Genomic DNA, 23,760 nt, shown 5'->3' on the forward strand with positions numbered 1-23,760 from the left:
CTCAGTCCACCGTCACGTGGTCGGGGCCGGAGTAGTGGCCGGTGCGCAGCTTCTGCCGCTGCAGGAGCAGGTCGTTGAGCAGGGTGGAGGCGCCGAAGCGGAACCAGTCGGGGGAGAGCCAGTCGGGCCCGGCCACCTCGTTGACGAGGACCAGGTGCTTGACGGCGTCCTTCGTCGTCCGGATGCCGCCGGCCGGCTTGACGCCGATCTGCCGGCCGGTGGTGGCGCGGAAATCGCGAACCGCCTCCAGCATCACCAGGCAGACCGGCAGGGTGGCCGCGGGGGAGACCTTGCCGGTGGAGGTCTTGATGAAGTCGCCGCCGGCCAGCATGGCCAGCCAGGAGGCGCGGCGGACGTTGTCGAGGGTGACCAGCTCGCCGGTCTCGAGGATGACCTTGAGGTGGGCGTCGCCGCAGGCCTCCTTCACCGCGACGATCTGGTCGAAGACGTCGAGGTAGCGGCCGGCGAGGAAGGCCCCGCGGTCGATGACCATGTCGATCTCGTCCGCGCCGTTGGCCACGGCGTCCCGGACGTCGGCGAGCTTGACCGCCCGGCTGGCCCGGCCGCTGGGGAACGCGGTGGCGACGGCGGCGGTGTGGATGCCGGTGCCGGCGAGGGCGTCGCGTGCGATGCCGGCGAGGTCGCCGTAGACGCAGACCGCGGCGACCGGCGGGCAGGAGGCGTCGGTGGGGTCGGGACGGCGCGCCTTGGCGGCCAGGCTGCGGACCTTGCCCGGGGTGTCGGCGCCCTCGAGGGTGGTGAGGTCGACCATCGAGATGGCGGTGTCGATCGCCCACGCCTTGGCGGTGGTCTTGATCGACCGGGTGCCGAGCACGCCGACGCGCGCCTCGGCGCCGACCTGGTCGACGCCGGGGAGGCCGTGCAGGAAGGCCCGGAAGGCCGCGTCCGAGCGGGTCACGTCGCCGAACGGCGCCAGGGGCTCGCGCCGCGGCGGGGTCTCCGCCGTCAGGGCGTCGGGGTCGAGCACGTGGGTCATGGGGGCATTCTCCCCTGAGCCGCCGACAGCACGGCCGCTACGGTGTCGCGCGTGCAGCTCACCGTCGTCGACCACCCGCTGGCCCGCGCCCGTCTGACCCGCATGCGGGACGAGCGGACCGACAACGCGGCGTTCCGCGCGGCGCTGCGCGAGCTCACCCAGATGCTGGTCTACGAGGCCACCCGCGACCTCGCCGTCGCCGAGGACCCGATCACCACGCCGGTCACCGGCACCACCGGCTACCGGCTGGCGGCCCCGCCGCTGATCGTGCCGGTGCTGCGCGCGGGCCTGGGCATGGCCGACACCGCGCACGGGATGCTCCCAGAGTCGCAGATGGGCTTCGTCGGGCTGGCCCGCAACGAGGAGACCTTCCAGCCCGAGGCGTACATGGCCTCGCTGCCCGAGTCGCTCGTCGACCGGGCGGTGTTCGTCCTCGACCCGATGCTGGCCACCGGTGGCTCCCTGGTGCACTGCTGCGGTCTGCTCACCGAGCGCGGCACGACCTCGATCACGGTGCTGTGCGCGCTGGCCGCGCCCGAGGGGATCGCCCGGCTGGAGGCCAGCGGGCTGCCGCTGCGGGTGTTCACCGCGTCGGTCGACGAGGGGCTCAACGACAAGGCCTACATCGTCCCGGGCCTGGGCGACGCCGGCGACCGGCAGTTCGGCGCGGTGTGACGATGCGCTTCGGGGTGCTGGGCACCGGTCACTGGGCGCGCGTCGTCCACGCGACCGCGCTGTCGGAGCACCCGTCGGCGTCGCTCACCGGTGTGTGGGGCCGCGACCTGGCCAAGGCCAAGGCCCTGGGTGCGGAGTTCGACGTCCCCGGGTACGACGACCTGGGGGCCCTGCTGGACCAGGTGGACGCCGTCGCCATCGCCGTCCCGCCGGACGTGCAGGTGCCGCTGGTCGAGCAGGCCGCCTCGGCCGGCAAGCACGTGCTGCTGGAGAAGCCGATCGGGCTGTCGCTGTCCGACGCCGACCGGGTCGTGGCGGCGGTGCGGTCGGCGGGCGTGGCGTCGGTGGTCTTCTTCACCTTCCGGTTCCAGGCGGGCACCTCCTCGTGGCTGGCCCAGGCGGGGCGGACCCTGCTCGCCGGTGGCTCGGGCACGTGGCTGAGCGCCCTGGCCGGCAGCCCCTTCGACTCGGCCTGGCGGCGCAGGCACGGGGCGCTGTGGGACATCGGCCCGCACGCGCTGTCGCTGCTGCTGCCGGCGCTGGGCCCGGTCGTCACGGTGCAGGCCGGGGGCGGGTCCGGTGACACCGTCCACCTGGTGCTGCAGCACGAGGCGGGGGTCTCCTCGACGGTGACGCTCTCGCACACCGTGGCGCCGATGTCGACCGGCATCGAGTTCTACGTGCACGGGGACGCCGGCCGGGTGGTCCTGCTGCCCGACACCGAGCACCCGGTGGAGGCGCTGACCGTGGCGGTCGACGAGCTCTCGGCCGCGGCGGTCGCCGGGGGCATCCACCCCTGCGACGTCGGGTTCGGCCGCGAGGTGGTCGCGGTCCTGGCGACGGCCCGGCGGGCGCTGGAGTCGGGCTGCCGGGAGCCGGTGTCGGCCTGAGCTCCGGCTCCAACTCCCGCTCCTGATCCCGCTCCCGCTCCGGCTCCCGCTCCCGCGGTCTCGTTCCCCCTCTTGCGGTGGTGCAGCGCCGCAAGAGGGTGCAGGACACCGCGGGAGTGGCTCAGTCGTAGGGGTTGGTCAGGACCGGTGCGGCCTGGAGGACGGCGAAGGTGACCGGCGGGCCGTCGGTGGTCGTGGTGCCGGGGACGTCGGCGCTGGCCCCGCCGTCGACGCTGAAGGTGCCGCTCCAGGTGGTGGTCAGCGAGGCGCTGTACGTGCCGGTGCGGTACTCGTGGCTGACCGTGTGGTCGGGGTACGGGGCGCCGGGGTCGGTGCTGGTGAGCGTGGTGCCGTCGCCGGTGTGCCAGGCGAACCCGCTCGCCGTGGCGACGATGTCGACGCTGAACCCGCGGATGTCGACGGTGAAGGTCTGGGTGGTCGGCCCGTCGGTGTAGAAGACGACGGGCAGGCCGACCAGTGCGTTGCCCGGCGGCTGCTGCTGGGTGGGGAGCTGGGGCAGCGGGAGGGTCTGGAAGTAGCGGAACACCTCACCGGGGGACGGCGGCGGGTTGAGCGCCGTGATGTCCACGCACTCACGCGTGACGCTCTGCCAAGGGCCCACGGGCGTGCCTGGGGCGGTGCCTGCCGTTACGGCGAAACCATCGATCGTGGTGCCGTCCGGGAGCACCAGCCGTCTCTGCTGGATGAGCAGGAAGTCGGCAACCCGGTCGGGAGCGGTGGGGCACGCCCGGAAGTCCTGCCCTTGGCAACTGCCGGTGCTCGCATCGTTGGCGACACAGGGATCGATCAGTTGGTACGTGTAGGGATGCGCTACGGGTGCTGACGTGCTGGCCACCCATGACCCGCCGCCGTTCGCCGCGACGTACGCCGCGTTCAGCGCCCCAGTGCCCGTGGTCACTTCCGGGCCGCCGCAGGAAAGCCCGGCACAGTCCGACGCTGCGGCAGCGATGCCGACGGAGTTCAGAATTGCAACCGCGGTGATAGCCGCTGCTACGAGTCGCCACATATCAGCCGATAGTCAACTCGGTGACGAGCCAGGTGTTGCGACCACTGTCCCACTGCAGCACCGTGCCGGATTGCAGTTCGCCGGTTGCAGCAGCGGAACGCTCATTGACCGTGTTTCCTGTGCTGTCTACGACTGTGAAGGCTCCTTGTTCGTAGACGAAGCCCACCTGAGCCGTGTCGCCTTGAATTAGTCCAGGACCGTTCCCGGTGAATGAGTATGTGAAGTTATCGTAGCTATAGCCGGAAGCCCGGTCGTTCGAGTAAGACTCGGCCACCTGTTGGCATTGCTTGCAGTTCTCGCTGAGGTCGATCAGGGGCTGAGGATCCTGCCCCTCTGTGGCGATGTAGCCGTTGAGATCGATGTAGTAGCGCGTGAACTCCAGCGCCCCATCCGGTGTCTTGTCGCGCGCCTTGGGCGGTACGGGGAAGTCGGCGGGGCCGAGGGGTGGGAGGTCGGCGTCCGACGGTTCGGCCTCCGCGCTCGCAGCCGGCAGCGTGTCGCTGGCCGGCTGCTCCTCCGCGCACCCGCCGAGCAGGGCCACACCGATCGTCATGCCCGCCACCAGTCGCAGCGTCGCGCGCCCTGCCACGTCGTCCACCCCCGTGTTGATCACTCCGACCGCCGGGAGACTACGGAGCCGCGCCGGACCGGGCACGCGGCCCTGTGGACAACCACCCGATCGCATTGCCGGCGTTCCTCGCGGTCTGCCGACCGTGCAGGACCGGCAACGGGCGAGGAACACCCGCAACCCGCGCCCCCTCCGGTGCCTCGTGTCACCATTCGCAGGTGACCAACGCCTGGACAGTCGGACGGTCGGCGGCCGCCGCGGTGCTCGCCCTGCCGGTGCTGCTGATGGGCTGCTCCAGCGGCTCGGAGAGCGGCTCCGGGGAGGAGGGCGGCGACGGCGGGCAGGGGCCGCAGACCGTCGCGCTCGGCATCATCCCGATCATCGACGTCGCCCCCGTCTACCTCGGCATCGAGCAGGGCTTCTTCGAGGAGCAGCAGATCGAGCTCGACCTGAGTGCGGGGCAGGGCGGTGCGGCGATCGTGCCCGGCGTCGCCAGCGGCAGCATCGACATCGGCTTCGGCAACAACCTCTCCCTGGTGGTCGCCGCCTCGAGCGGCCTGCCGCTGCAGGTGATCTGCAGCGCCGTCGACAGCACCGGAGACCCCGCGGTGGACCCCTTCACCATCGTCACCGCCGACCCGGCGATCACCCGGCCCGCCGACCTCGCGGGCAAGACCGTCGCCACCAACACGATCAACGCCATCGGGGACAGCGTCGTCAGCGCCTCCGTGCGCGCCGACGGCGGTGACCCGGACACGATCAACTTCGTCGAGCTGCCGTTCCCGAACATGGCTGCGGCGGTGCTGGCGGGAGACGTCGACGCGGCCTGGCTGGTCGAGCCGTTCGTCACCCTGGCCGCGCAGCAGGGGATCAGGGTCCTCACCACTCCGCTGAACGACTTCACCGACGTGCAGATCGAGGTCTCCACCTACTTCACGAGCACGCAGTTCGCGACCGAGAACGCCGATGTCGTGGAGCGCTTCACCACCGCGATGGAGCAGTCGCTGACCTTCGCGCAGGAGAACCCCGACGCCGTCCGGGCCGTCCTGCCGACCTACCTCGACATCACGCCGGAGCTGGCCGCGCAGGTCCGCCTGCCGGAGTGGAACACCGAGGTCAGCGAGGAGACGTTCGAGGTGTTCACCGACCTGGCCGAGACCCAGGGGCTGCTCGACGGGGAGGTCGACCTGGACTCGCTGCTGGCGCCCGTCCGCTGACTCACCCCTCGAGCTCGTGCGCGAGCCCGTGCCGGGGCTGGTAGAGCAGCATCCAGCCGGCTCCCGGCACGCGCAGCGAGGTCACCAGGCCGAAGCCCTGGTCCTGCACCTCGGTCCGGACGTCGACCCTGCGGGCGCTCAGGTCGGCGATCGTCGCCTCGATGTCGTCGCACATCAGGGACGCCTGGTGGTACGGGACGGTGGCCCAGGCCTCGGCCGGGTCCGCGGAGCTGGGGTGCACGCCCAGCTCGCTCGGCGGGGTCCGGAAGATGAGCCAGCCACCCCCGGCGTCCAGCGACGGCCACCGCAGCACCTCGCTGAAGAAGCGCCGCGTGGCCGGCGGGTCCTCGGAGTAGACGATCGTGTGGAAGCCGGTGATCACGGCCAGACCCTAGGCGCCCAGCCGGTCGGCCAGCTCCTCGAACGAGCGCACCGACAGGTCGGCGTCCGGGTCGGTCGCCGGGGGCACGCGCCGGCCGCCGGACTCGTCGGGCCGGTGCACGTACGCCGTGCGCAGCCCGCTGGCGCGGGCAGCAGCCAGGTCCTCGACGTGCGCGGCCACCATCAGCACCCGGGACGGCGGCAGCGCCAGCAGCCGGGGTGCGGAGTCGTACACCTCCCTGTCGGGCTTGTAGTGCCGCACGATCTCCGCGCCCAGGACGCAGTCCCACGGCAGACCGGCCCGGCGCGCCATGTCCACGATCAGCGCCACGTTGCCGTTGGACAGCGGGGCGAGCACGTGCTCCCGGCGCAGCCGGGTGAGCCCCGGGACGACGTCCGGCCACGGGTCCAGCCGGTGCCAGGCGAGCGTCAGCTCGTCCCGGACCTCGGCCGGCACCCCGGACAGGCCGGCGTCGGCGAGCACGTCGTCCAGCGACGACCGGTGCAGCGCGTCCAGCGGCGTCCAGGGCAGCTCGCCGGAGCGGACCTGCTGCATCGACGGCACGTAGCGGCGGCGCCAGTCGTCGGCCACGGCGGACGCGTCGACGGACGGGCCGAGCAGCCGGCGCACCTCCCGCGCCACACCGCCGCGCCAGTCGACCACCGTGCCGAAGACGTCGAAGACGAGGGCGCCGACGTCCACGGCTACAGCCCGAGGGCGGCGGACATCTCCGCCCGCAGCTCGTCCAGCTCGTCGGCTCCCCGGCCGCGGGCGGCGATCAGGCCGGCGTCGTCGTGCACCGGCACCACCGTCTCCAGGTACGCCTTGAGCTTGGGCTCGGTGCCACTGGGCCGGACGATCACCCGGACGCCGTCGCCGAGCAGCCGGACGGCGTCCACCGGCGGGTCCTCGTGCGCCAGGTCGGAGCAGGCGACCGGCCGTCCGAGCAGGGTGGCCGGGGGGCGGGCGCGCACCCGGGTCATCATCGCGCCGATGCGGGAGAGGTCCTCGACCCGCACCGAGAGCTGGCCGGTGACGAACAGCCCGTGCTCGCCGGCCAGCTCGTCGAGCCGGTCCAGCAGCGTGCTGCCCGAGGCCTCGAGCTCCGCGGCGAGCAGCGCGACGGCGAGCGCGGCGGAGATGCCGTCCTTGTCCTTGACCACGTCCGGCGCGACGGCGTAGCCCAGCGCCTCCTCGTAGCCGAAGACCAGCGGGTCGTCGGCGGTGCCGGCGCGCACGATCCACTTGAAGCCGGTCGGCGTCTCGGCGGACCGGACCCCGTGGGCCGCCGCGATGGCGTGCACCAGCGAGCCGCTCACCAGCGACGACGCGTACGTGCCCCGCACACCGCGGCCGATCAGCCAGTCCGCGAGCAGCGCGCCCACCTCGTCGCCGGTGAGCTGCCGGCCGCCGCAGACCACCGAGCAGCGGTCGGCGTCGGGGTCCAGGGCGATGGCCACTGCGGCGCCGATCCGCGCCGCCAGGGCCTGGAGCAGGTCGACCGCGCCCGGCTCCTCCGGGTTCGGGAAGGCGACCGTCGGGAAGGCCGGGTCGGGCACGTCCTGCTCGTCGACGCTCGCCGGCGGGGCGAACCCGGCCGCGGCGAACACCGTGCGCGTGGTCTCCGCGCCGACGCCGTGCATCGCCGTGAAGGCGATCCGCAGCCCCGCGCGGGCCGGAGCGGGCACGCGGCCGGGCTCCAGCGCGGCCACGACGGCGGCCACGTAGTCGGAGGCGATGCCGTCCCCGAGGGTGTCCCAGCCGTCGGAGCGGGGCACCTCGCGGGCCGGTCCGACGCCGGCGATCGCGGCCTCGATCAGCCGGTCGGCCGGGGGCACCAGCTGGGCGCCGTCGTCCAGGTAGACCTTGTAGCCGTTGTCGTCGGGCGGGTTGTGGCTCGCGGTCACCATCACCCCGGCGGCGCAGCCCAGGTGCCGGACCGCGAAGGCCAGCACCGGCGTGGGCAGCGGCCGGGGCAGGACGTGGACGGCGAACCCGGCCCCGGCCAGCACCGCCGCGGAGATCCGCGCGAACTCGTCGGAGCGGCGGCGGGCGTCGAACCCGATGACCACCCGGGCACCGGCGCGCCCGGCGTCGACCAGGTACCGGGCCAGCCCGGCCGCGGCCCGCGTGACCACGGCGGCGTTCATGCCGGCCGGCCCCGCGCGCAGCGGTCCGCGCAGCCCGGCGGTCCCGAAGGCCAGCGGGCCGGCGAAGCGGCGTTCCAGCTCGACGGTGTCCCCGGCCTCGACCAGCGCCTCGATCTCGGCGCGGTCGCCGGGGTGCGGGTCGGCGGCGGCCCACTCCCGGGCCAGGTCGATCGTGGTCACGAGGCCCCGCTGCCCGGTGCGATGTCCCCGCGGGGGAGCGGCGGCTCGAGGGCGTCGGCGTCGAAGGCGGCGGTCGTGTACTCGCCGCCCACCCGCGCGTGCACCGGGTCGGCGGGGTCGGGCTCGCCGTGCACCTCGACCAGCGCCTCGGCGAACACCTCGGCGTCGTCGGCCGGCTCGTAGCCCAGGGCGCGGGCCGCCGTGAGGTCCCACCAGTTGCGGGTGTTCGCCGAGACGCCCCACACCACCGTGTATCCCGGGGCGGGCGCCCGGAGCGCCGCGTCGACCAGCGAGACGGTGTCGCCGGGGGAGAGCCAGGTGGCCAGCATCCGCGTGGTGGTCGGCTCCGGGAAGGCGCTGCCGATCCGCAGGCAGACGACGTCCATCCCGTACCGGTCGGCGTAGAGGGAGCCGAGCGCCTCCATCGTCACCTTGGAGACGCCGTAGTAGGTGTCCGGCCGCGGCGGTGCGTCGACCTCGCGCAGCAGCCCGCCGTCCGGCCGCGGGGTGTACCCGGTGGCGTGGTTGCTGCTGGCCAGGACGACGCGGGAGACCCCGGCCAGCCGCGCCGCCTCGAGCACGCGGTACGTGCCCTCGATGTTGGCGTGCGAGATGGCCGGCCAGGTCGACTCCGTGGCGATCCCCGCCAGGTGCACGACCGCGGAGACACCCGCGACGGCGTCCTGCACCGCGGCGAGGTCGGTGATGTCGGCGACCACCTGCTCCTCGCCGGGGCGGGTGTCGATGATCGGGACGACGTCCATGCAGCGCACCGCCCAGCCCCGCTCGGGCAGCCCGCCGCGCAGCACCGTGCCGATCCGCCCCGCGGCGCCGGTGACCAGCACCAGGCTCACGGCAGCCGCCCCACGAACTCGACCATGAACTCGCCGAGGCGCCCCGCGGCGGCCTTGCCCGTGGCGAGCACCTCCTCGTGGTCCAGCTTCTCCCCGGTGATGCCGGCGGCGGCGTTGGTCACCATCGACAGGCCCACGACCTCCGTCCCGGCGGCGCGCGCGGCGATCGCCTCCAGCGCCGTGGACATGCCCACCAGGTCGGCGCCGAGCGTGCGCAGCATGCGGATCTCGGCCGGCGTCTCGTAGTGCGGGCCGGGCAGCGCGGCGTAGACGCCCTCGGTGAGGGTGGGGTCGAGCTCCCGCGCCAGCGCCCGCAGCCGGGCCGAGTAGAGGTCGGTGAGGTCGACGAAGGTGGCGCCGACCAGCGGCGAGCGCGCGGTCAGGTTGAGGTGGTCGCTGATCAGGACCGCCTGCCCGACGCGGTGCTCCGGCGCCAGCCCGCCCGCGGCGTTGGTGAGGACGACGGTGCGCACGCCCGCGGCCGCCGCCGTCCGGACGCCGTGCACCACCGGGTCGACGCCCCGGCCCTCGTACAGGTGCGTGCGCCCGAGGAAGAGGAGCACCCGGCGCTCGCCCACCCGCACCGCGCGGACCTCGCCACCGTGGCCGACCGCGGTCGGTGCGGCGAAACCGGGCAGCTCCCCGATCGCGACGGACGCCTCGACGGTGCCGAACGCGTCGGCGGCCGGCGCCCAGCCCGACCCCATGACGATCGCGACGTCGGCACCGGCGCCGAGGGCCGTCGTGAGGTCGTCGGCCGCCAGGCGGGCGAGGGTCGCGGGGTCGTTCCCCGCGGGAGGTTGGCTCACCGGGCGACGCTAACCCAGTGCTCGGCGGGTCCGGGACGTCACACCTGCCCCTCCTCTCCCGCTCGGGCGTGTCCACCGGCCGCGGGGCGTCGCACCCGGAGCATGGGCGGGTGCACCACACCGACATCGACGGCGTCCCGGTCCTGACCGCCCCCGGCGGGGACCGGACCACCGCCGCGCTCGTCTTCGGGGTGGGTCTCCGGGACGAGACCTTCGCCGCGATCGAGGTCACCCACCTCGTCGAGCACCTGGCGATGAGCGCCCTGCCCAAGTCGCACCTGCGCTGCAACGCGGTCACCGACGTCGACACCACCACCTTCTTCGCGACCGGCCGACCGGCCGCCGTGGGCGCGTTCCTCGAGGGCGTCTGCCGGGCGCTGGCCGACCTGCCGACCGACCGGATCGACGTCGAGATCGGGGTGCTGGAGGCGGAGAACTGCTCCACCGCCGACTCCACCCTCGGCGCGCTGTGGGCGGCCCGCTTCGGCCTGGCCGGCCCCGGTCTCGTCGTCGCCGACGGTCCGGGCCGGGAGTTCCTCACCGAGGACGTCGTCCGCGCGCACGCCCGCCGCTGGTTCGTGCGGGGCAACGCCGCGCTGTGGTGCCGGGGTCCGCTGCCGGAGGGGCTGCGCCTGCCGCTGCCCGACGGGCCGCCGCCCGGACGCACCACGCCGCAGCCGCGCCCGCAGACAGGGCCGGTGTGGACCGTCGTCCCCGGCGCCGGGGTCGGCCTGCTGCTCGGGGCGACCGGGCCGTGGGACCCGGCGCTGCGCCTCGGCGTCGAGGTGCTGCTCGACCGGCTGCGGGACACCGCCCGGCACACCCGCGGGATCAGCTACTCGGTGGACTCCGTCGGCCTGGACCTGCACGCCGGCCACCGCGAGGTCGCCGTGGTCGTCGACGCCCGCCAGGGGCAGGAGGCCGCCGTCGCCGACCTGGTCTGGCAGCAGCTGGTGGCCCTCGGCGACGCCGGGCCGACGCCGGGGGAGCTGGCGCACGCGGTGGCCGGCTTCGAGGAGGAGCTCGACGCCGACGAGCAGGCGGTGGTGGAGGCCGAGCTGGCCGACGCCGCCTACTGCACGGTCGCCGGCCTGCCGTTCCGCCCGGTCCACGACGTGGTGCGCGCCTGGCGGGCCACCACGCCCGCCGACGTCGCCGCCGCGCTGCGGCGCGCACGGACGACGGCGGTGCTCGCCGTGCCCGAGGGCGTCCGGTACCCCGGCCCGGGCGCGCCGGTCGAGCACCGCGCGCTGTGCACGCTGGAGTCCGTGGTGCCCGACGGCGAGACGTTCCGCCCGCCGCTGCTGACCCGCCTGCTCCGCCCGGTGGACCGGCGCACCCTCGTCGTCGGCGACACGGTGCTGGCGCACCAGGACGCCGACGGAGACGTCCACCGGGTGCCGTGGGAGCTGCTGGAGTGCGCCGTCCCCACCGAGGACGGCCGGGGCGTCCTCGTCGTGGGCCGGAACCTCTGCACGGTGCGGGTGCACGAGGCCGTCTTCGGCCGGCGCGCGGTGGCCGTCGTCCGTGCGCGCGTGCCCGCCGACCGCTGGGTGCACCGGCCGGTCGCCCGCACGGAGGACCTCGTCGCGGCGTCCTGACCGCGCCGGTCCGGGACGTCGCCCCGGCGCCGGACGGGACGTCGGGGGCCGCCCGGTCGCCATGAGCTCGTTCCGGCAGCCGGGAACCGTGATCGTCCCTAGACTCCGGGCGTGCAGATCCCCTTCCGCTCCTCCGAGCGCGCCAGCCTGGGAGTCGAGTGGGAGCTGCAGCTCGTCGACCTGGAGACCCGGCAGCTCACCGCCGGCGCGGTGGAGATCCTCGAGGAGATCCGGCCCGACGGCGCCGCCGAGCACCCCAAGGCCAAGCACGAGCTGCTGCAGTCGACGATCGAGATCATCACCGGCATCTGCACGACCGTCGGCGAGGCCAAGGCCGACCTCGCCGGCACCCTCGAGGAGGTCCGGGCCGCGGCTGAGCGCCACGGGCTGGGGCTGATGTGCGCCGGCACCCACCCGATCACCGACTGGCAGACCCAGCAGATCTCGCCCAAGGAGCGCTACCTCCAGCTGGTCGAGAAGATGCAGTGGCTGGCCCGCCGGCTGCAGATCTTCGGGGTGCACGTGCACGTCGGCGTCCGGGCGCCGGAGAAGGCCATCCCGATCGTCAACGCGCTCACCCAGTACGTGCCGCACTTCCTCGCGCTCTCGGCGTCCTCCCCGTACTGGGTGGGCGCCGACACCGGGCTGGCCTCGGCCCGGTCCAAGGTCTTCGAGGGGATGCCGACCGCCGGGCTGCCCTACCAGCTGGCGGGCTGGGAGCGCTTCGAGCAGTACATGGAGACGCTGATCTCCACCCACGCCATCGAGAGCGTGCGGGAGGTGTGGTGGGACATCCGCCCGCACCCGGACTTCGGGACCGTCGAGCTGCGCATCTGCGACGGGCTGCCCACGCTCGACGAGATCGGCGCGGTCGCCGCGATGTCGCAGTGCCTGGTCGAGCAGTTCGACCGCGAGCTCGACCGCGGCTACACGCTGCCGGTCCCGGCGTCCTGGGTGCTGCGGGAGAACAAGTGGCGGGCGGCCCGGTACGGCCTGGACGCCGACATCGTCGTCGACGAGAAGGGCACCGTCCGGCCGGTGCGCCAGGCGATCACCGACCTGGTCGAGGACCTCACGCCCACCGCCCGCCGGCTGGGCTGCGAGGCCGAGCTGGCCGACGTCGAGCGCGTGCTCGCCGTCGGCGCCTCCTACCAGCGGCAGCGGGCGGTCGCCGCAGCGCACGACGGCGACCTGTGCGCGGTGGTCGACAGCCTGCTCGCCGAGCTGCGGAACGGCCTGCCGGCGCCCGACCCCGCCGGCCTCGCCGGAGGCAGCTCCGCATGACGGAGTTCGCCGAGAAGCTGGGCACGGCGGTCGACGAGTGGGCCGCCGAGCGGCAGCAGCAGCTCGTCGCCGTCCGCCGGCACCTGCACGCCCACCCCGAACTGGCCTTCGCCGAGTTCGAGACGACGTCCTTCCTCGAGCAGCGGCTGCGCAACGAGGGCCTGGAGCCCAAGCGGCTGCCCAGCGGGACCGGGCTGGTCGTGGAGATCGGCGAGGGGGCGGGCGGGCCCGGACCGACCGTGGTGCTGCGCGCGGACATCGACGCGCTGCCGCTGGCCGACCTGAAGAACGTCCCGTACGCCTCCACCCGCGAGGGGCTGTGCCACGCCTGCGGCCACGACGTCCACACCACCGTCGTCCTGGGCGCCGCCCTCGCGCTGGCCTCGCTCGACGACCTGCCCGGCACCGTGCGCTGCGTCTTCCAGCCCGCGGAGGAGACGGTGCCCGGCGGGGCCACCGAGGTGGTCGCCGCCGGGATCCTGGCCGGCGCCTCCCGGGCCTTCGCGCTGCACTGCGACCCCTCCCTCCCGGCCGGCACCGTGGGGCTGCGCACCGGGGCGATCACCGCCGCCTGCGACCGGATGGACGTCACTCTGACCGGCCCCGGCGGGCACACCGCCCGCCCCCAGCTCACCGTCGACCTGGTCGACGCCCTCGGCCGGCTGATCACCGACCTGCCCTCGCTGCTGTCCCGGCAGATCGACCCCCGGGCCGGGATGTCGCTGGTGTGGGGCGCGGTCAACGCCGGGGTCGCGGCCAACGCGATCCCGCAGCGGGGCTGCCTGCGCGGCACCGTGCGGGTGCTGGACCGGGACATGTGGCAGGAGGCCGAGACGGTCCTGCGCTCGCTGGTCGAGCGGGTGGCCGCCACCACCGGCGCCCAGGTGGAGGTCGACTACATCCGGGGTGTCCCGCCGGTGGTGAACGACCCGCGCGCGGTGGCGCTGCTGCGCTCGGCGGCGCTGGAGACGGTGGGCAGCGAGGGGCTCCGGCTGTCCCCGCAGAGCATGGGCGGCGAGGACTTCGGCTGGTTCGCCGACGTGCTGCCCATCGCGCTGGCCCGGCTGGGCACCCACGGCGGCGGGGCCCCGCTGGACCTGCACCGCGGGACGTTCGACGTCGACGAGCGGGCGATCGAGGTCGGCGTGCGGCTGCTGGCCCGGACCGCCCTGCACGCGCTCGCGGCGGACGCCGGCGTGGCCCCGTCCGGACCCTCGCCGCACCCCGCGCGTTCCGGACAGCCCAAGCGCCGGTAGACACTGTCGCTGATCGACCCGAGGGGAGCCCGACGATGCGTTCCACCGATCAGCAGCCCGCCCACCCCGATGCCGAGGTGCCGGCCGAGCACGAGGTGCCCGAGGAGCTCCGGCTCGCCGGCGAGTTCCCCGTCACCACCCGGGAGCAGTGGCGCGAGCTCCTCGCCGCCGTGCTCCGCAAGGCCGGCCGCGAGGGGCTGCCCGACGCCGTCGAGGACGTGCTCCGGGTGCCCGTCGCCACCGGGGTGACGGTGGCGCCGCTCTACACCGCCGAGGACGCCGGCGACCTGCCGACGGCGGTCGGCGTCCCGGGCCTGGCGCCGTTCGTGCGCGGGGCGCGCGCCGGCGCGGCCGGCGGTGACGTGCCCGGGGGCTGGGACGTGCGGCAGCGGCACGCGCACCCCGACGTGGCGGGGACCAGGGAGGCGATCGCCGCCGACCTGGAGAACGGCGTCACGTCGCTGTGGCTGGTGCTCGGGCAGGGCGCCGTCCCGGTCGACGCCCTGGGCGACGTGCTCACCGACGTCTACCTCGACCTGGCGCCGATCGCCGTGCAGGGCGGGGTGCCTGCCGCGGAGGCGTTCCTCGCGCTCGCCGAGGGTCGCGAGCTGGCCCCCGGCGGCTCCCTCGGGCTGGACCCGATCGGCGAGCACGCCGCCTCCGGGCGGCCGCAGGACCTCACCGGGCTGGCCGACGTCGCCCGCCGGGCCGCCGCCCACCCCGGCCTGCGCACCGTGGTCGTCGACGCGACGGTCTACGCCGACGCGGGTGCCTCGGTGGTCGAGGAGCTGGGGTGCTCGCTGGCCGCCGGGGTGGCCTACCTGCGGGCGCTCACCGACGGCGGGCTGTCCGTCGACGAGGCGTTCGGCCAGCTGGAGTTCCGCTACTCCGCGAGCGCCGACCAGTTCACGACAATCGCCGGGCTGCGCGCGGCCCGCCGGCTCTGGGACCGCGTCGGCCAGGAGAGCGGCGCGGCGCCCGACGTCCGGGCCCAGCGGCAGCACGCCGTCACCTCCACGGTGATGACGACGAAGCGCGACCCGTGGGTCAACATGCTGCGGACGACGGTGGCCTGCTTCGCCGCCGGCGTGGGCGGTTCCGACGTCGTGACGGTGCAGCCCTTCGACGCGGTGCTGGGCCTCCCGGACTCCTTCTCCCGCCGGATCGCCCGCAACACCCAGAGCCTGCTGGTGGAGGAGGCGCACCTCGCCCGCGTGCTCGACCCGGCCGGGGGCTCCTGGTACGTCGAGTCGCTCACCGAGTCGCTGGCCCAGGCGGCGTGGACCTGGTTCACCGAGATCGAGCGGGCCGGCGGGCTGGCCGCCGCCCTCGACTCCGGGCTCGTGCGGGACCGGCTCGCCGCGGCCTGGGACGCCCGGGTCGAGCGGCTGGCACACCGCACCGACGCGATCACCGGCGTCAGCGAGTTCCCGAACCTCACCGAGCGGCTGCCGGTCCGCGAGCCCGCGGCCGAGGTGCGGGCCGGTGGCGGGCTGCCGCGGGTCCGTGCCGCACAGGCCTACGAGGAGCTGCGCGACCGCGCCGACGCCGCCGCGAGCCGGCCGCGGGTCTACCTGGCCACCATCGGCCCGATCGCGCGGCACACGGCGCGGGCCACCTTCGCGGGCAACCTGTTCCAGGCCGGCGGCCTCGAGACGCCGTCCGGTGATGGGGCCGCGGGGCTGGCCGGCGCGGGGACGACGGTGGCCTGCATCTGCGGCACCGACCGCGACTACGCCGAGTCCGCGGCCACCCTCGCCGCCGACCTGCGCGCCGCCGGCGCCACCCAGGTGTGGCTGGCCGGCAAGCCGTCCCAGGATGTGGACGGCGTCGACGGGTACGTGTACGCCGGGTGCGACGCGCTGGACGTCCTCCGTACGGTCCACGAGCAGTTGGGAGTCACGGCATGAGCGGCATCCCCGACTTCGGCAGCGTCGAGCTGGGCCGGCCCGCGGCGCGGGCGACCACCGACGACTGGGCGAAGGCGTTCAAGGAGGCCACCGGGCGCGGGGTGGAGGAGGCGACCTGGGAGACGCCCGAGGGCATCGCCGTCCCGCCGCTGCACACCCCGGCGGACCTGGCCGGACTGGACTTCCTCGACACCTACCCGGGCGCCCCGCCGTACCTGCGCGGCCCCTACCCCACGATGTACACGACCCAGCCGTGGACGGTCCGCCAGTACGCGGGCTTCTCCACCGCGGCGGAGTCCAACGCGTTCTACCGGCGCAACCTGGCCGCCGGGCAGCGCGGCCTGTCGATCGCCTTCGACCTGCCCACCCACCGCGGCTACGACTCCGACCACCCGCGGGTACCGGGCGACGTCGGCATGGCGGGCGTGGCGATCGACTCGATCCTGGACATGCGGCAGCTGTTCGACGGCATCCCGCTGGACAAGATGAGCGTCTCGATGACCATGAACGGCGCCGTCCTGCCGGTGCTGGCGCTCTACATCGTCGCGGCCGAGGAGCAGGGGGTGGCGCACGGTCAGCTGACCGGGACCATCCAGAACGACATCCTCAAGGAGTTCATGGTCCGCAACACCTACATCTACCCGCCCAAGCCGTCGATGCAGATCATCAGCGACATCTTCGCGTTCACCTCGCAGGAGATGCCGCGGTTCAACTCGATCTCCATCTCCGGCTACCACATCCAGGAGGCCGGGGCGACGGCCGACCTGGAGCTGGCCTACACGCTGGCCGACGGGGTGGAGTACCTGAACGCCGGTAAGGACGCCGGGCTGGACGTCGACGCGTTCGCGCCGCGGCTCTCGTTCTTCTGGGCGATCGGGATGAACTTCTTCATGGAGGTCGCCAAGCTGCGCGCGGCCCGGCTGCTGTGGGCCCGGCTGGTGAAGGACGCCGGCGCGCAGAACGCCAAGTCGATGTCGCTGCGCACCCACTCGCAGACCTCGGGCTGGTCGCTGACCGCCCAGGACGTCTACAACAACGTCGTCCGCACCTGCCTGGAGGCCATGGCCGCCACCCAGGGGCACACCCAGTCGCTGCACACGAACGCCCTGGACGAGGCGCTGGCCCTGCCGACCGACTTCTCCGCCCGGATCGCCCGCAACACCCAGCTGCTGCTGCAGCAGGAGTCGGGGACGACGCGGGTCATCGACCCGTGGGGCGGGTCGGCGTACGTGGAGCGGCTGACCTACGACCTGGCCCGCCGCGCGTGGGCGCACATCGAGGAGGTCGCCGAGCACGGCGGCATGGCGCAGGCGATCGACGACGGCATCCCGAAGCTGCGCATCGAGGAGGCCGCGGCCCGCACCCAGGCACGCATCGACTCCGGCCGGCAGCCGGTCATCGGCGTGAACAAGTACCGCGTCGAGGCCGACGAGGCGATCGAGGTGCTGCGGGTCGACAACGCCGACGTGCTGGCCCAGCAGAAGGCCAAGCTGGTCGAGCTCCGGTCCTCCCGCGACGGCTCGGCGGTCGAGGAGGCGCTGCGCCGGCTCACCGACGCCGCGCGCGCCGCCGCAGAAGGACGGCGGGACTCCTCGCTGGACTCGAACCTGCTCAAGCTCGCCGTCGACGCGGCCCGCGCGAAGGCGACGGTGGGGGAGATCTCCGACGCGCTCGAGGAGGTCTGGGGGCGGCACGCCGGTCAGGTGCGCACCATCAGCGGTGTGTACCGCGACGAGGCAGGGAACTCCGGACCCGTGGAGGAGACCCGCCGCATGGCCGAGGCCTTCGAGGAGGCGGAGGGACGCCGTCCGCGCATCCTCGTCGCCAAGATGGGCCAGGACGGCCACGACCGCGGCCAGAAGGTGATCGCCACCGCCTTCGCCGACCTCGGCTTCGACGTCGACGTCGGGCCGCTGTTCCAGACGCCGGAGGAGGTCGCCCGCCAGGCGGTCGAGGCCGACGTGCACGTCGTCGGCGTCTCCTCGCTGGCCGCCGGCCACCTGACGCTGGTGCCGGCGCTGCGGGAGGCGCTCGCCGCACTGGGCGCCGAGGACGTGGTGGTCGTGGTCGGCGGGGTCATCCCGCCCGACGACGTCCCGACGCTGAAGGAGATGGGGGCGGCCGCGGTCTTCCTGCCGGGGACGGTCATCGCCGAGGCCGCGCAGGACCTGCTGCGCACGCTGTCCGCGCGCCTCGGCCACTGACAGGAGGGGCAGAAATGGCCATTTCTGCCCCTCCGGGGGACGGGGCGTGAGCCGGCCGGTCGACGTCCCGGCGCTCGTCGAGGGTGTGCTGGCCGGCGACCGGCGGTCGGTCGCGCGGGCGATCACGCTGGTCGAGTCGCACCGCACCGACCACCGCGAGCGGGCGCAGGAGCTGCTCGTCGGGCTGCAGCCGCACGCGGGTGCCGCCCGGCGGGTGGGCATCAGCGGCGTGCCGGGCGTGGGCAAGTCGACCTTCATCGACGCGCTCGGGGTGTCACTGACCGCGGCGGGGTCGCGCGTCGCGGTGCTCGCCGTCGACCCGTCGTCGGCCCGGTCCGGCGGGTCGATCCTCGGGGACAAGACGCGGATGGCGCTGCTGTCGGTGGACCCGGCGGCCTTCATCCGGCCCTCGCCGACCTCGGGCACGCTCGGCGGGGTCGCCCAGGCGACGCGGGAGTCGATGGTCGTCGTGGAGGCGGCCGGCTACGACGTCGTCCTGGTGGAGACCGTCGGGGTCGGGCAGTCGGAGATCGCTGTCGCGGAGATGGTCGACTCGTTCCTGTTCCTGACGCTGGCCCGCACCGGCGACCAGCTGCAGGGCATCAAGCGCGGCATCCTCGAGATCGCCGACGTCATCGCGGTGAACAAGGCCGACGGCCCCGGCGCCGCCGACGCGCGCAAGGCGGCCCGCGAGCTGGCCGGGGCGATCCGGATGCTGCGCGGGCACGGCGAGGACTGGGAGGTCCCGGTGCTGACCTGCGCCGGGCTCACCGGCCAGGGGCTCGACGTCGTCTGGGCGGCCCTGGTCGAGCACCAGGACCGCCGGAGGGTGTCGGGGGCCCTCGAAGAGCAACGGCGCACCCAGCAGGTGCGGTGGACGTGGCAGCTGGTGCGCGGCGAGCTCGAGCACCGGCTGCGCGCGCACCCCGGCGTCCGCTCGTCCGCCCCGGAGCTGGAGAAGGCGGTGCTCGCCGGCGAGCTCACCCCGGCGCTGGCCGCCCAGCAGCTGCTGGAGACCTTCCTCTCGGCGTGATCATGAAGTCCGGGAACCGACACACCGCTGTCGCCCGGCGTGTCACTTCCCGGACTTCATGATCACGGGGCTGTCCACAGCCTCGCAGGGGTCCACAGATGCACCGGGGCGGGGCAGCGGGGTCCGGTGACGCCGGACGCTGCCCAGCGTGGACTTCGCGCTCTACCGCCTCATCGCCGCACAGCACGGGGTCTTCTCCACGTCGCAGGCGCTGGACCACTGCACCGACGCCGAGGTCCGATCGCTGGTGCGCACGGGCCGCTGGCGCCGGAGCCCGTGGAGGGGCGTGCTCCTCGACGGGGAGCTCCCCGATTCACCACTGCTGCTACTGCGCGCCGCGGCGCTGGCGGTCGGCGGTGACCTCGTGGCGTGCCACTCGACCGCGGCGTCGGTGTGGGGGTTCGACGTGCTCGGGGACCGGACGCTGCACTTCCTGGGGCCGCCCCAGTTGGTGAACCGGAGGCTGCCGGGCGTGCAGGTGCACCCGTCCTCGCTCGGGACGGACGACGCGGTGCTCGTGGGCGGTGTCTGGTGCACCCCGCCCGCGCGCACGGCCTGCGACGTCGTCCGCACGACCGCACCGATCGACGGCCTGGCGACACTGGACGCCGCGCTCCGGGCGGGTGCGTGCACCCGTGAGCAGCTGGCGGCGGCGGCCGCCGACCAGGCCGGTCTGCGGCAGGTCATCCGGTTGCGCGAACTCGTACCGGTGGCCGACGCAGCGGCCGAGTCGCCGATGGAGTCGCGCATGCGGTGGCGGTTCCTCGACGCCGGCCTGCCTGCTCCCCGGCTGCAGGTCCGGTTGGTCGGCGCAGGCCGGAGGCACTTCCTCGACATGGGGTGGGAGGAGCAGTCGGTCGGGGCGGAGTTCGATGGGCTCGAGGCGCACATGACCCGTGAGCAGCTCGACGCCGACCGGAGCCAGCACAACTGGGTGACCGCGCACCGGTGGACGTTGCTGCACTTCACCGCGAGCGACGTGTACCGCCGGCACGTGGCCATGGTGGCGCGGACGGCGCGCGCCCTCGGCGTCCCGTTCAGGCCGCGATCATGAAGTCGCCGAGAGCGACACGCGGCGGCGATCCGGCGTGTCGGTTCCCGGACTTCATGATCGCGGCGGATCACCGGCCTCAGAAGCTGGTGGAGCGGCACTCCCGGGAGCGGAGCTCCTCCACGTAGTCGTCCGGGGCACCCGCGGCCTGCGCGGCGTCGGCCAGCGCGCCGAGGTGGCGGGCCGAGGGCAGTCCACCCTCGAAGGCGTCCAGCGCGTACACGTAGGCGACCTGGTCGCCGGTGAGCGTGTGCACCCGGAGGTGCAGCTTCCGGTAGAGCCCGACGTCGGCGCCCTCCCAGGCGTCCAGTGCCCGCTCGTCGGCCTCGGTGAGGTCGTAGAGGGCGACGAAGACGCCGGGGGAGAGAGCCTCGCCGGGCGGGGTGTCGTCCGGGACGAGGGTGGCCAGCGCGCCCTCCCAGCCGAGGTCCTCCGCGCCGAAGGTCAGCCGCCAGCCGCGGATCCAGCCGGTCCCGGTGTGCGGGGAGGAGGGGCACCGCCGCAACATCTGCGCGGGGTCCATGTTCGACCCGTAGGCGGCGTAGAGGCCCATCGCCCCCGAGCCTACGGGCGTGTGGCGCGACCGACCCCGGGGGATGGACGACGGCAGCACGCACCGGCGGGGAGAATGGGCCCGCTCGTGTCCACCGCGCACCGACAAGGACCCCCATGACCCGCATCGTGATCATCGGCGGCGGCCCCGCCGGCTACGAGGCCGCGCTGGTCGCCGCTTCGCTCGGTGCGGAGGTCACCGTCATCGAGCGGGACGGCATCGGCGGCGCGAGCGTCCTCACCGACTGCGTGCCCTCCAAGACCTTCATCGCCTCGGCCGGGGTGATGACCAGCGTCCGCGACTCGGTGTCCCTGGGCGTGCAGGGCGCGGAGCTGGCCGCCGTCGGCATCGACATGGACGCGGTGAACCAGCGGGTCAAGGGGCTGGCCGTCGCGCAGTCCGCCGACATCAAGGCCCGGCTGCTCGCCGACGGCGTGCGCGTGCTGGCCGGCCAGGGCCGGCTGTCGGACGAGGTGCGCGGGCTGGCGGAGCACCGCGTCGACGTGGTGGACGCCGACGGCGCGGGAAGCGAGACCCTCGAGTGCGACGTCGTCCTCATCGCCACCGGCGCCGACCCGCGGGTGCTGCCCGGCGCCGAGCCCGACCACGAGCGGATCCTCGACTGGCGCGACGTCTACGACCTGCAGGAGATGCCCGAGCACCTAGTCGTGGTCGGCTCCGGCGTCACCGGCGCCGAGTTCGCCTCCGGCTACCTGGAGGCCGGCGTCCCGGTCACCCTCGTCTCCTCCCGCGACCGGGTGCTGCCCGGCGAGGACCCCGACGCCGCCGAGGTGCTCGAGCAGGTCTTCCAGTCCCGCGGCGGCCGGCTGGAGCGCGGCCGGGCCGCCGGCGTCCGGCGCACCGAGAAGGGTGTCTCGGTCGAGCTCACCGACGGGCGCAGCGTCGACGGCTCGCACGCGCTGATGACCGTCGGTACCGTGCCCAACACCGCCGGGCTGAACCTGGACCGGTGCGGCGTGCAGGTGGCCGAGTCCGGCCACGTCGTCGTCGACCGGGTCTCCCGCACCAGCGTGCCGGGCATCTACGCCGCCGGGGACGTGACCGGCGTGTTCCAGCTGGCCTCGGTCGCGGCGATGCAGGGCCGGATCGCCATGTGGCACGCCCTCGGTGAGGCGGTCACCCCGATCCGGCTGAAGACCGTCGCGGCCAACGTCTTCACCCACCCCGAGATCGCCACCGTCGGGGTGCAGGAGGCGTCGCTGCCCGATGACGTCCAGATCGACGTCGTCCGGCTGCCGCTGGCCACCAACGCCCGGGCCAAGATGAGCGACCTGCGGGACGGCTTCGTCAAGCTGTTCGCCCGGCAGGCGACCGGCGTCGTCGTCGGCGGGGTCGTGGTGGCCCCGGGGGCGTCGGAGCTGATCCTGCCGATCGCGCTGGCGGTGACGAAGGGGCTGACGGTCACCGACCTCGCGCACACGTTCGCGATCTACCCGTCGCTGTCCGGGTCGATCACCGAGGCCGGCCGCCGGCTGATGGGGGCCGACGCCCTGGCGTAACGGGGACGCCCTGGCGTAACGGGTGGGGGCGCCGCGGTCCGCGGGGCGGATGTGGCGGCGCGGTCGGCTGGATTTCCCGGATCCGGTGCCGATGGGCGCAGATCCCGCCGATGGGGTGGGGGATGCGCCTCCAGCCGACGTCCCCCGCCGACCGCCGCCGCCCGATCCGGGCGCTGGCCGGTGCCGTGGCGGCGGTCGCCGTCTCCCTGGCGCTGCCCGCGACGGCCGCGCAGGCCGACGAGACCCCGGTCCAGACCGTGGTCGGCGAGGTCGTGCAGGTCTACCCGGAGGCCGGCCCGGCCGGCGACCACGACGCCGACGGCGCGCCGCTGACCCTGGTCGAGACGGCGACCGGGGAGGTCCGCATCCCGACCGAGGCCGCCGGCGACCTCCCGGTCGGCGCGACCGTCGAGGTCACCGTGGGCGGGCAGCTCCCCGACGCCGCGGCCGAGGCGGGCCTCGAGCCGGCGCTCGACCTGCTCGACGCCCAGCTGCTGCGCCCGGCCGAGGCGGCCGACGGCGGCGGGGCGGCGCCGCTCACCAACGAGGTCACCGTGGTGCGGGTCCTGCCGCCGGGCGGCTCCGACGACGGCACGTCGCTGGAGCAGCTCGTGGCGGCCGTGGACGGGCCGGTCGCCGGGTTCTGGGCGGACGAGAGCGACGGCGCCATCCGGGTCGGGGTCACCACCGCCGTCCCGGGCTGGGTGCAGGCGACCGTCGACTGCGCCGAACCCACCGTCCTGTGGAACCAGGTCGCGGCCGCCGTCGGCTTCCAGGACGGCCCGGGCCGGCACCTGCTGCTGTACGTGGCCGGCGCCCCGGGCGACGGCTCCGGCTGCGCCTACGCGATGGGCGAGGTCGGCTCGGGTCCCGGCTCCGGTGGCCGGCTGTACGTCCGCGACGTCCTGCCCTCGGTCATCTCCCACGAGCTGGGCCACAACTTCGGCCTGGGCCACTCCTCGGGCCACCAGTGCGACGGCGCGGTCGAGGGCGGCACCTGCCGCACCGCCGCCTACCGCGACTACTACGACGTCATGGGGGCCTCCTGGAGCCAGGTCGGCGTCCTCAACGCCCCGCAGGCGGCGGCTCTCGGGGTCCTCCCGGCGGCGGCCCAGGCGGTACTGCCCGCCGACGGCGCGACGACGACGCTCACCCTGGCCCCGCTCTCCGGTCGCACCGGCACCCGCGCGATCCGGCTGGCCGGCTCCGACGGCGGCACCTACTGGCTGGAGTACCGCGCGCCCGCCCTCCGGGACGCCTGGCTCGGCGCCGCGGAGAACCGCTTCCGGCTGCAGACCGGCGTGCTCCTGCACCGGGCCGGCTCGATGCCGGACACGTCGCTGCTCCTCGACGGGACCCCGGCCCCGGCCGGCTCCTGGGACCGCGACCTGCAGGCCGCCCTCCCGGTCGGGACGCCCGTGTCGGCCCCCGGCGGAGGCCTCACCGTGACCGTCACCGACGTCACCGCGGCCGGCGCGACCGTCACCGTCACCACCACGGCCGCGGCCGCCGCCGTGGCCCCGACGACGCCGGCGGGTGGCCCGGCGGTGCTGGCGGGTGCTCCGGCCCCCGCATCCCGGGGCCCGGCGCCGGCCGCGC

At 74.6% G+C, this 23,760-nt stretch carries 21 protein-coding genes; 12 read left to right on the top strand and 9 right to left on the bottom strand.

Annotated elements, in window-relative coordinates; all coding sequences use genetic code 11:
• Position 1 precedes the first annotated feature (1 nt).
• Entirely contained in the window at positions 2-997 is a 996-nt protein-coding gene (gene deoC, locus MY526_RS18995; RefSeq protein WP_436704816.1) for a deoxyribose-phosphate aldolase, read from the bottom strand.
• A gap of 51 nt (positions 998-1,048) precedes the next feature.
• Between deoC and upp the strand changes: the two genes are divergently transcribed.
• Entirely contained in the window at positions 1,049-1,672 is a 624-nt protein-coding gene (gene upp, locus MY526_RS19000; RefSeq protein ID WP_436704817.1) for a uracil phosphoribosyltransferase, read from the top strand.
• A gap of 2 nt (positions 1,673-1,674) precedes the next feature.
• A complete protein-coding gene (locus MY526_RS19005) occupies positions 1,675-2,562 on the top strand; it encodes a Gfo/Idh/MocA family protein (protein ID WP_436694244.1) in 888 nt (295 codons plus the stop codon).
• 121 nt (positions 2,563-2,683) lie between these two features.
• Here the strand turns inward: MY526_RS19005 and MY526_RS19010 are convergent, their stop codons facing one another.
• Both MY526_RS19010 and MY526_RS19015 read right to left on the bottom strand, forming a co-directional pair.
• Complete coding sequence (locus tag MY526_RS19010) at positions 2,684-3,151, bottom strand: hypothetical protein (RefSeq protein ID WP_436704818.1); 468 nt, start codon at positions 3,149-3,151, stop codon at positions 2,684-2,686.
• A 439-nt stretch (positions 3,152-3,590) separates the two neighbouring features.
• Positions 3,591-4,187, bottom strand: a complete 597-nt coding sequence (locus MY526_RS19015) for a DUF6318 family protein (RefSeq protein WP_436704819.1) — start codon at positions 4,185-4,187, stop codon at positions 3,591-3,593.
• 188 nt (positions 4,188-4,375) lie between these two features.
• Between MY526_RS19015 and MY526_RS19020 the strand changes: the two genes are divergently transcribed.
• Positions 4,376-5,374: an ABC transporter substrate-binding protein gene (locus MY526_RS19020; RefSeq protein ID WP_436704820.1), complete on the top strand. Its 999-nt coding sequence runs from the start codon at positions 4,376-4,378 to the stop codon at positions 5,372-5,374.
• Position 5,375: 1 nt separating this feature from the next.
• On the opposite strand, the gene MY526_RS19025 is transcribed toward MY526_RS19020, so the two are convergent.
• From MY526_RS19025 to MY526_RS19045, 5 genes are read right to left on the bottom strand one after another with little or no spacing between them, the layout of a single operon-like run.
• The gene (locus tag MY526_RS19025) at positions 5,376-5,756 is read right to left on the bottom strand and encodes a VOC family protein (RefSeq protein WP_436704821.1); all 381 of its coding nucleotides are present in this window, start codon (positions 5,754-5,756) and stop codon (positions 5,376-5,378) included.
• Positions 5,757-5,765: 9 nt separating this feature from the next.
• The gene (locus MY526_RS19030) at positions 5,766-6,458 is read right to left on the bottom strand and encodes a haloacid dehalogenase type II (RefSeq protein WP_436704822.1); all 693 of its coding nucleotides are present in this window, start codon (positions 6,456-6,458) and stop codon (positions 5,766-5,768) included.
• A gap of 2 nt (positions 6,459-6,460) precedes the next feature.
• The gene (locus tag MY526_RS19035; RefSeq protein ID WP_436704823.1) at positions 6,461-8,086 is read right to left on the bottom strand and encodes a phospho-sugar mutase; all 1,626 of its coding nucleotides are present in this window, start codon (positions 8,084-8,086) and stop codon (positions 6,461-6,463) included.
• On the bottom strand, positions 8,083-8,940 hold the full coding sequence (locus MY526_RS19040) for an NAD-dependent epimerase/dehydratase family protein (RefSeq protein ID WP_436694237.1): 858 nt from the start codon (positions 8,938-8,940) through the stop codon (positions 8,083-8,085). The genes MY526_RS19035 and MY526_RS19040 overlap by 4 nt, the downstream gene beginning before the upstream one ends.
• Positions 8,937-9,749 (bottom strand): purine-nucleoside phosphorylase, encoded by an 813-nt coding sequence (locus MY526_RS19045; RefSeq protein ID WP_436704824.1) that lies wholly within the window; start codon positions 9,747-9,749, stop codon positions 8,937-8,939. Before MY526_RS19045 ends, MY526_RS19040 begins: the two co-directional genes overlap by 4 nt.
• Positions 9,750-9,859: 110 nt before the next feature.
• Here MY526_RS19045 and MY526_RS19050 point away from each other — a divergent pair, with 110 nt between their 5' ends.
• From MY526_RS19050 to MY526_RS19080, 7 genes are all read left to right on the top strand, one after another.
• Complete coding sequence (locus MY526_RS19050) at positions 9,860-11,350, top strand: hypothetical protein (RefSeq protein WP_436704825.1); 1,491 nt, start codon at positions 9,860-9,862, stop codon at positions 11,348-11,350.
• 111 nt (positions 11,351-11,461) lie between these two features.
• Complete coding sequence (locus tag MY526_RS19055; RefSeq protein ID WP_436694234.1) at positions 11,462-12,634, top strand: glutamate--cysteine ligase; 1,173 nt, start codon at positions 11,462-11,464, stop codon at positions 12,632-12,634.
• Entirely contained in the window at positions 12,631-13,890 is a 1,260-nt protein-coding gene (locus MY526_RS19060) for an amidohydrolase (RefSeq protein ID WP_436694233.1), read from the top strand. Before MY526_RS19055 ends, MY526_RS19060 begins: the two co-directional genes overlap by 4 nt.
• Positions 13,891-13,925: 35 nt before the next feature.
• Entirely contained in the window at positions 13,926-15,800 is a 1,875-nt protein-coding gene (locus tag MY526_RS19065) for a methylmalonyl-CoA mutase family protein (RefSeq protein WP_436704826.1), read from the top strand.
• On the top strand, positions 15,797-18,004 hold the full coding sequence (gene scpA / locus MY526_RS19070; protein WP_436694231.1) for a methylmalonyl-CoA mutase: 2,208 nt from the start codon (positions 15,797-15,799) through the stop codon (positions 18,002-18,004). Before MY526_RS19065 ends, scpA begins: the two co-directional genes overlap by 4 nt.
• Before the next feature lie 46 nt (positions 18,005-18,050).
• Positions 18,051-19,037 (top strand): methylmalonyl Co-A mutase-associated GTPase MeaB, encoded by a 987-nt coding sequence (meaB, locus tag MY526_RS19075; RefSeq protein ID WP_436704827.1) that lies wholly within the window; start codon positions 18,051-18,053, stop codon positions 19,035-19,037.
• A gap of 148 nt (positions 19,038-19,185) precedes the next feature.
• Positions 19,186-20,091 carry a hypothetical protein gene (locus MY526_RS19080; RefSeq protein ID WP_436704828.1) on the top strand — a complete coding sequence of 302 codons (906 nt, stop codon included), beginning with the start codon at positions 19,186-19,188 and terminating at the stop codon, positions 20,089-20,091.
• A 76-nt stretch (positions 20,092-20,167) separates the two neighbouring features.
• Here MY526_RS19080 and MY526_RS19085 read toward each other — a convergent pair whose 3' ends face one another.
• Entirely contained in the window at positions 20,168-20,641 is a 474-nt protein-coding gene (locus MY526_RS19085; protein WP_436694228.1) for a gamma-glutamylcyclotransferase family protein, read from the bottom strand.
• Positions 20,642-20,757: 116 nt separating this feature from the next.
• On the opposite strand from MY526_RS19085, the gene MY526_RS19090 reads away from it, so the two are divergent.
• Positions 20,758-22,161: an NAD(P)H-quinone dehydrogenase gene (locus tag MY526_RS19090; protein ID WP_436704829.1), complete on the top strand. Its 1,404-nt coding sequence runs from the start codon at positions 20,758-20,760 to the stop codon at positions 22,159-22,161.
• Positions 22,162-22,283: 122 nt separating this feature from the next.
• Positions 22,284-23,760 (top strand): hypothetical protein (locus MY526_RS19095; protein WP_436704830.1); only part of this gene is annotated, 1,477 nt, incomplete at its 3' end.

Source organism: Geodermatophilus sp. CPCC 205761, assembly GCF_051383655.1.
Lineage (GTDB): Bacteria > Actinomycetota > Actinomycetes > Mycobacteriales > Geodermatophilaceae > Geodermatophilus.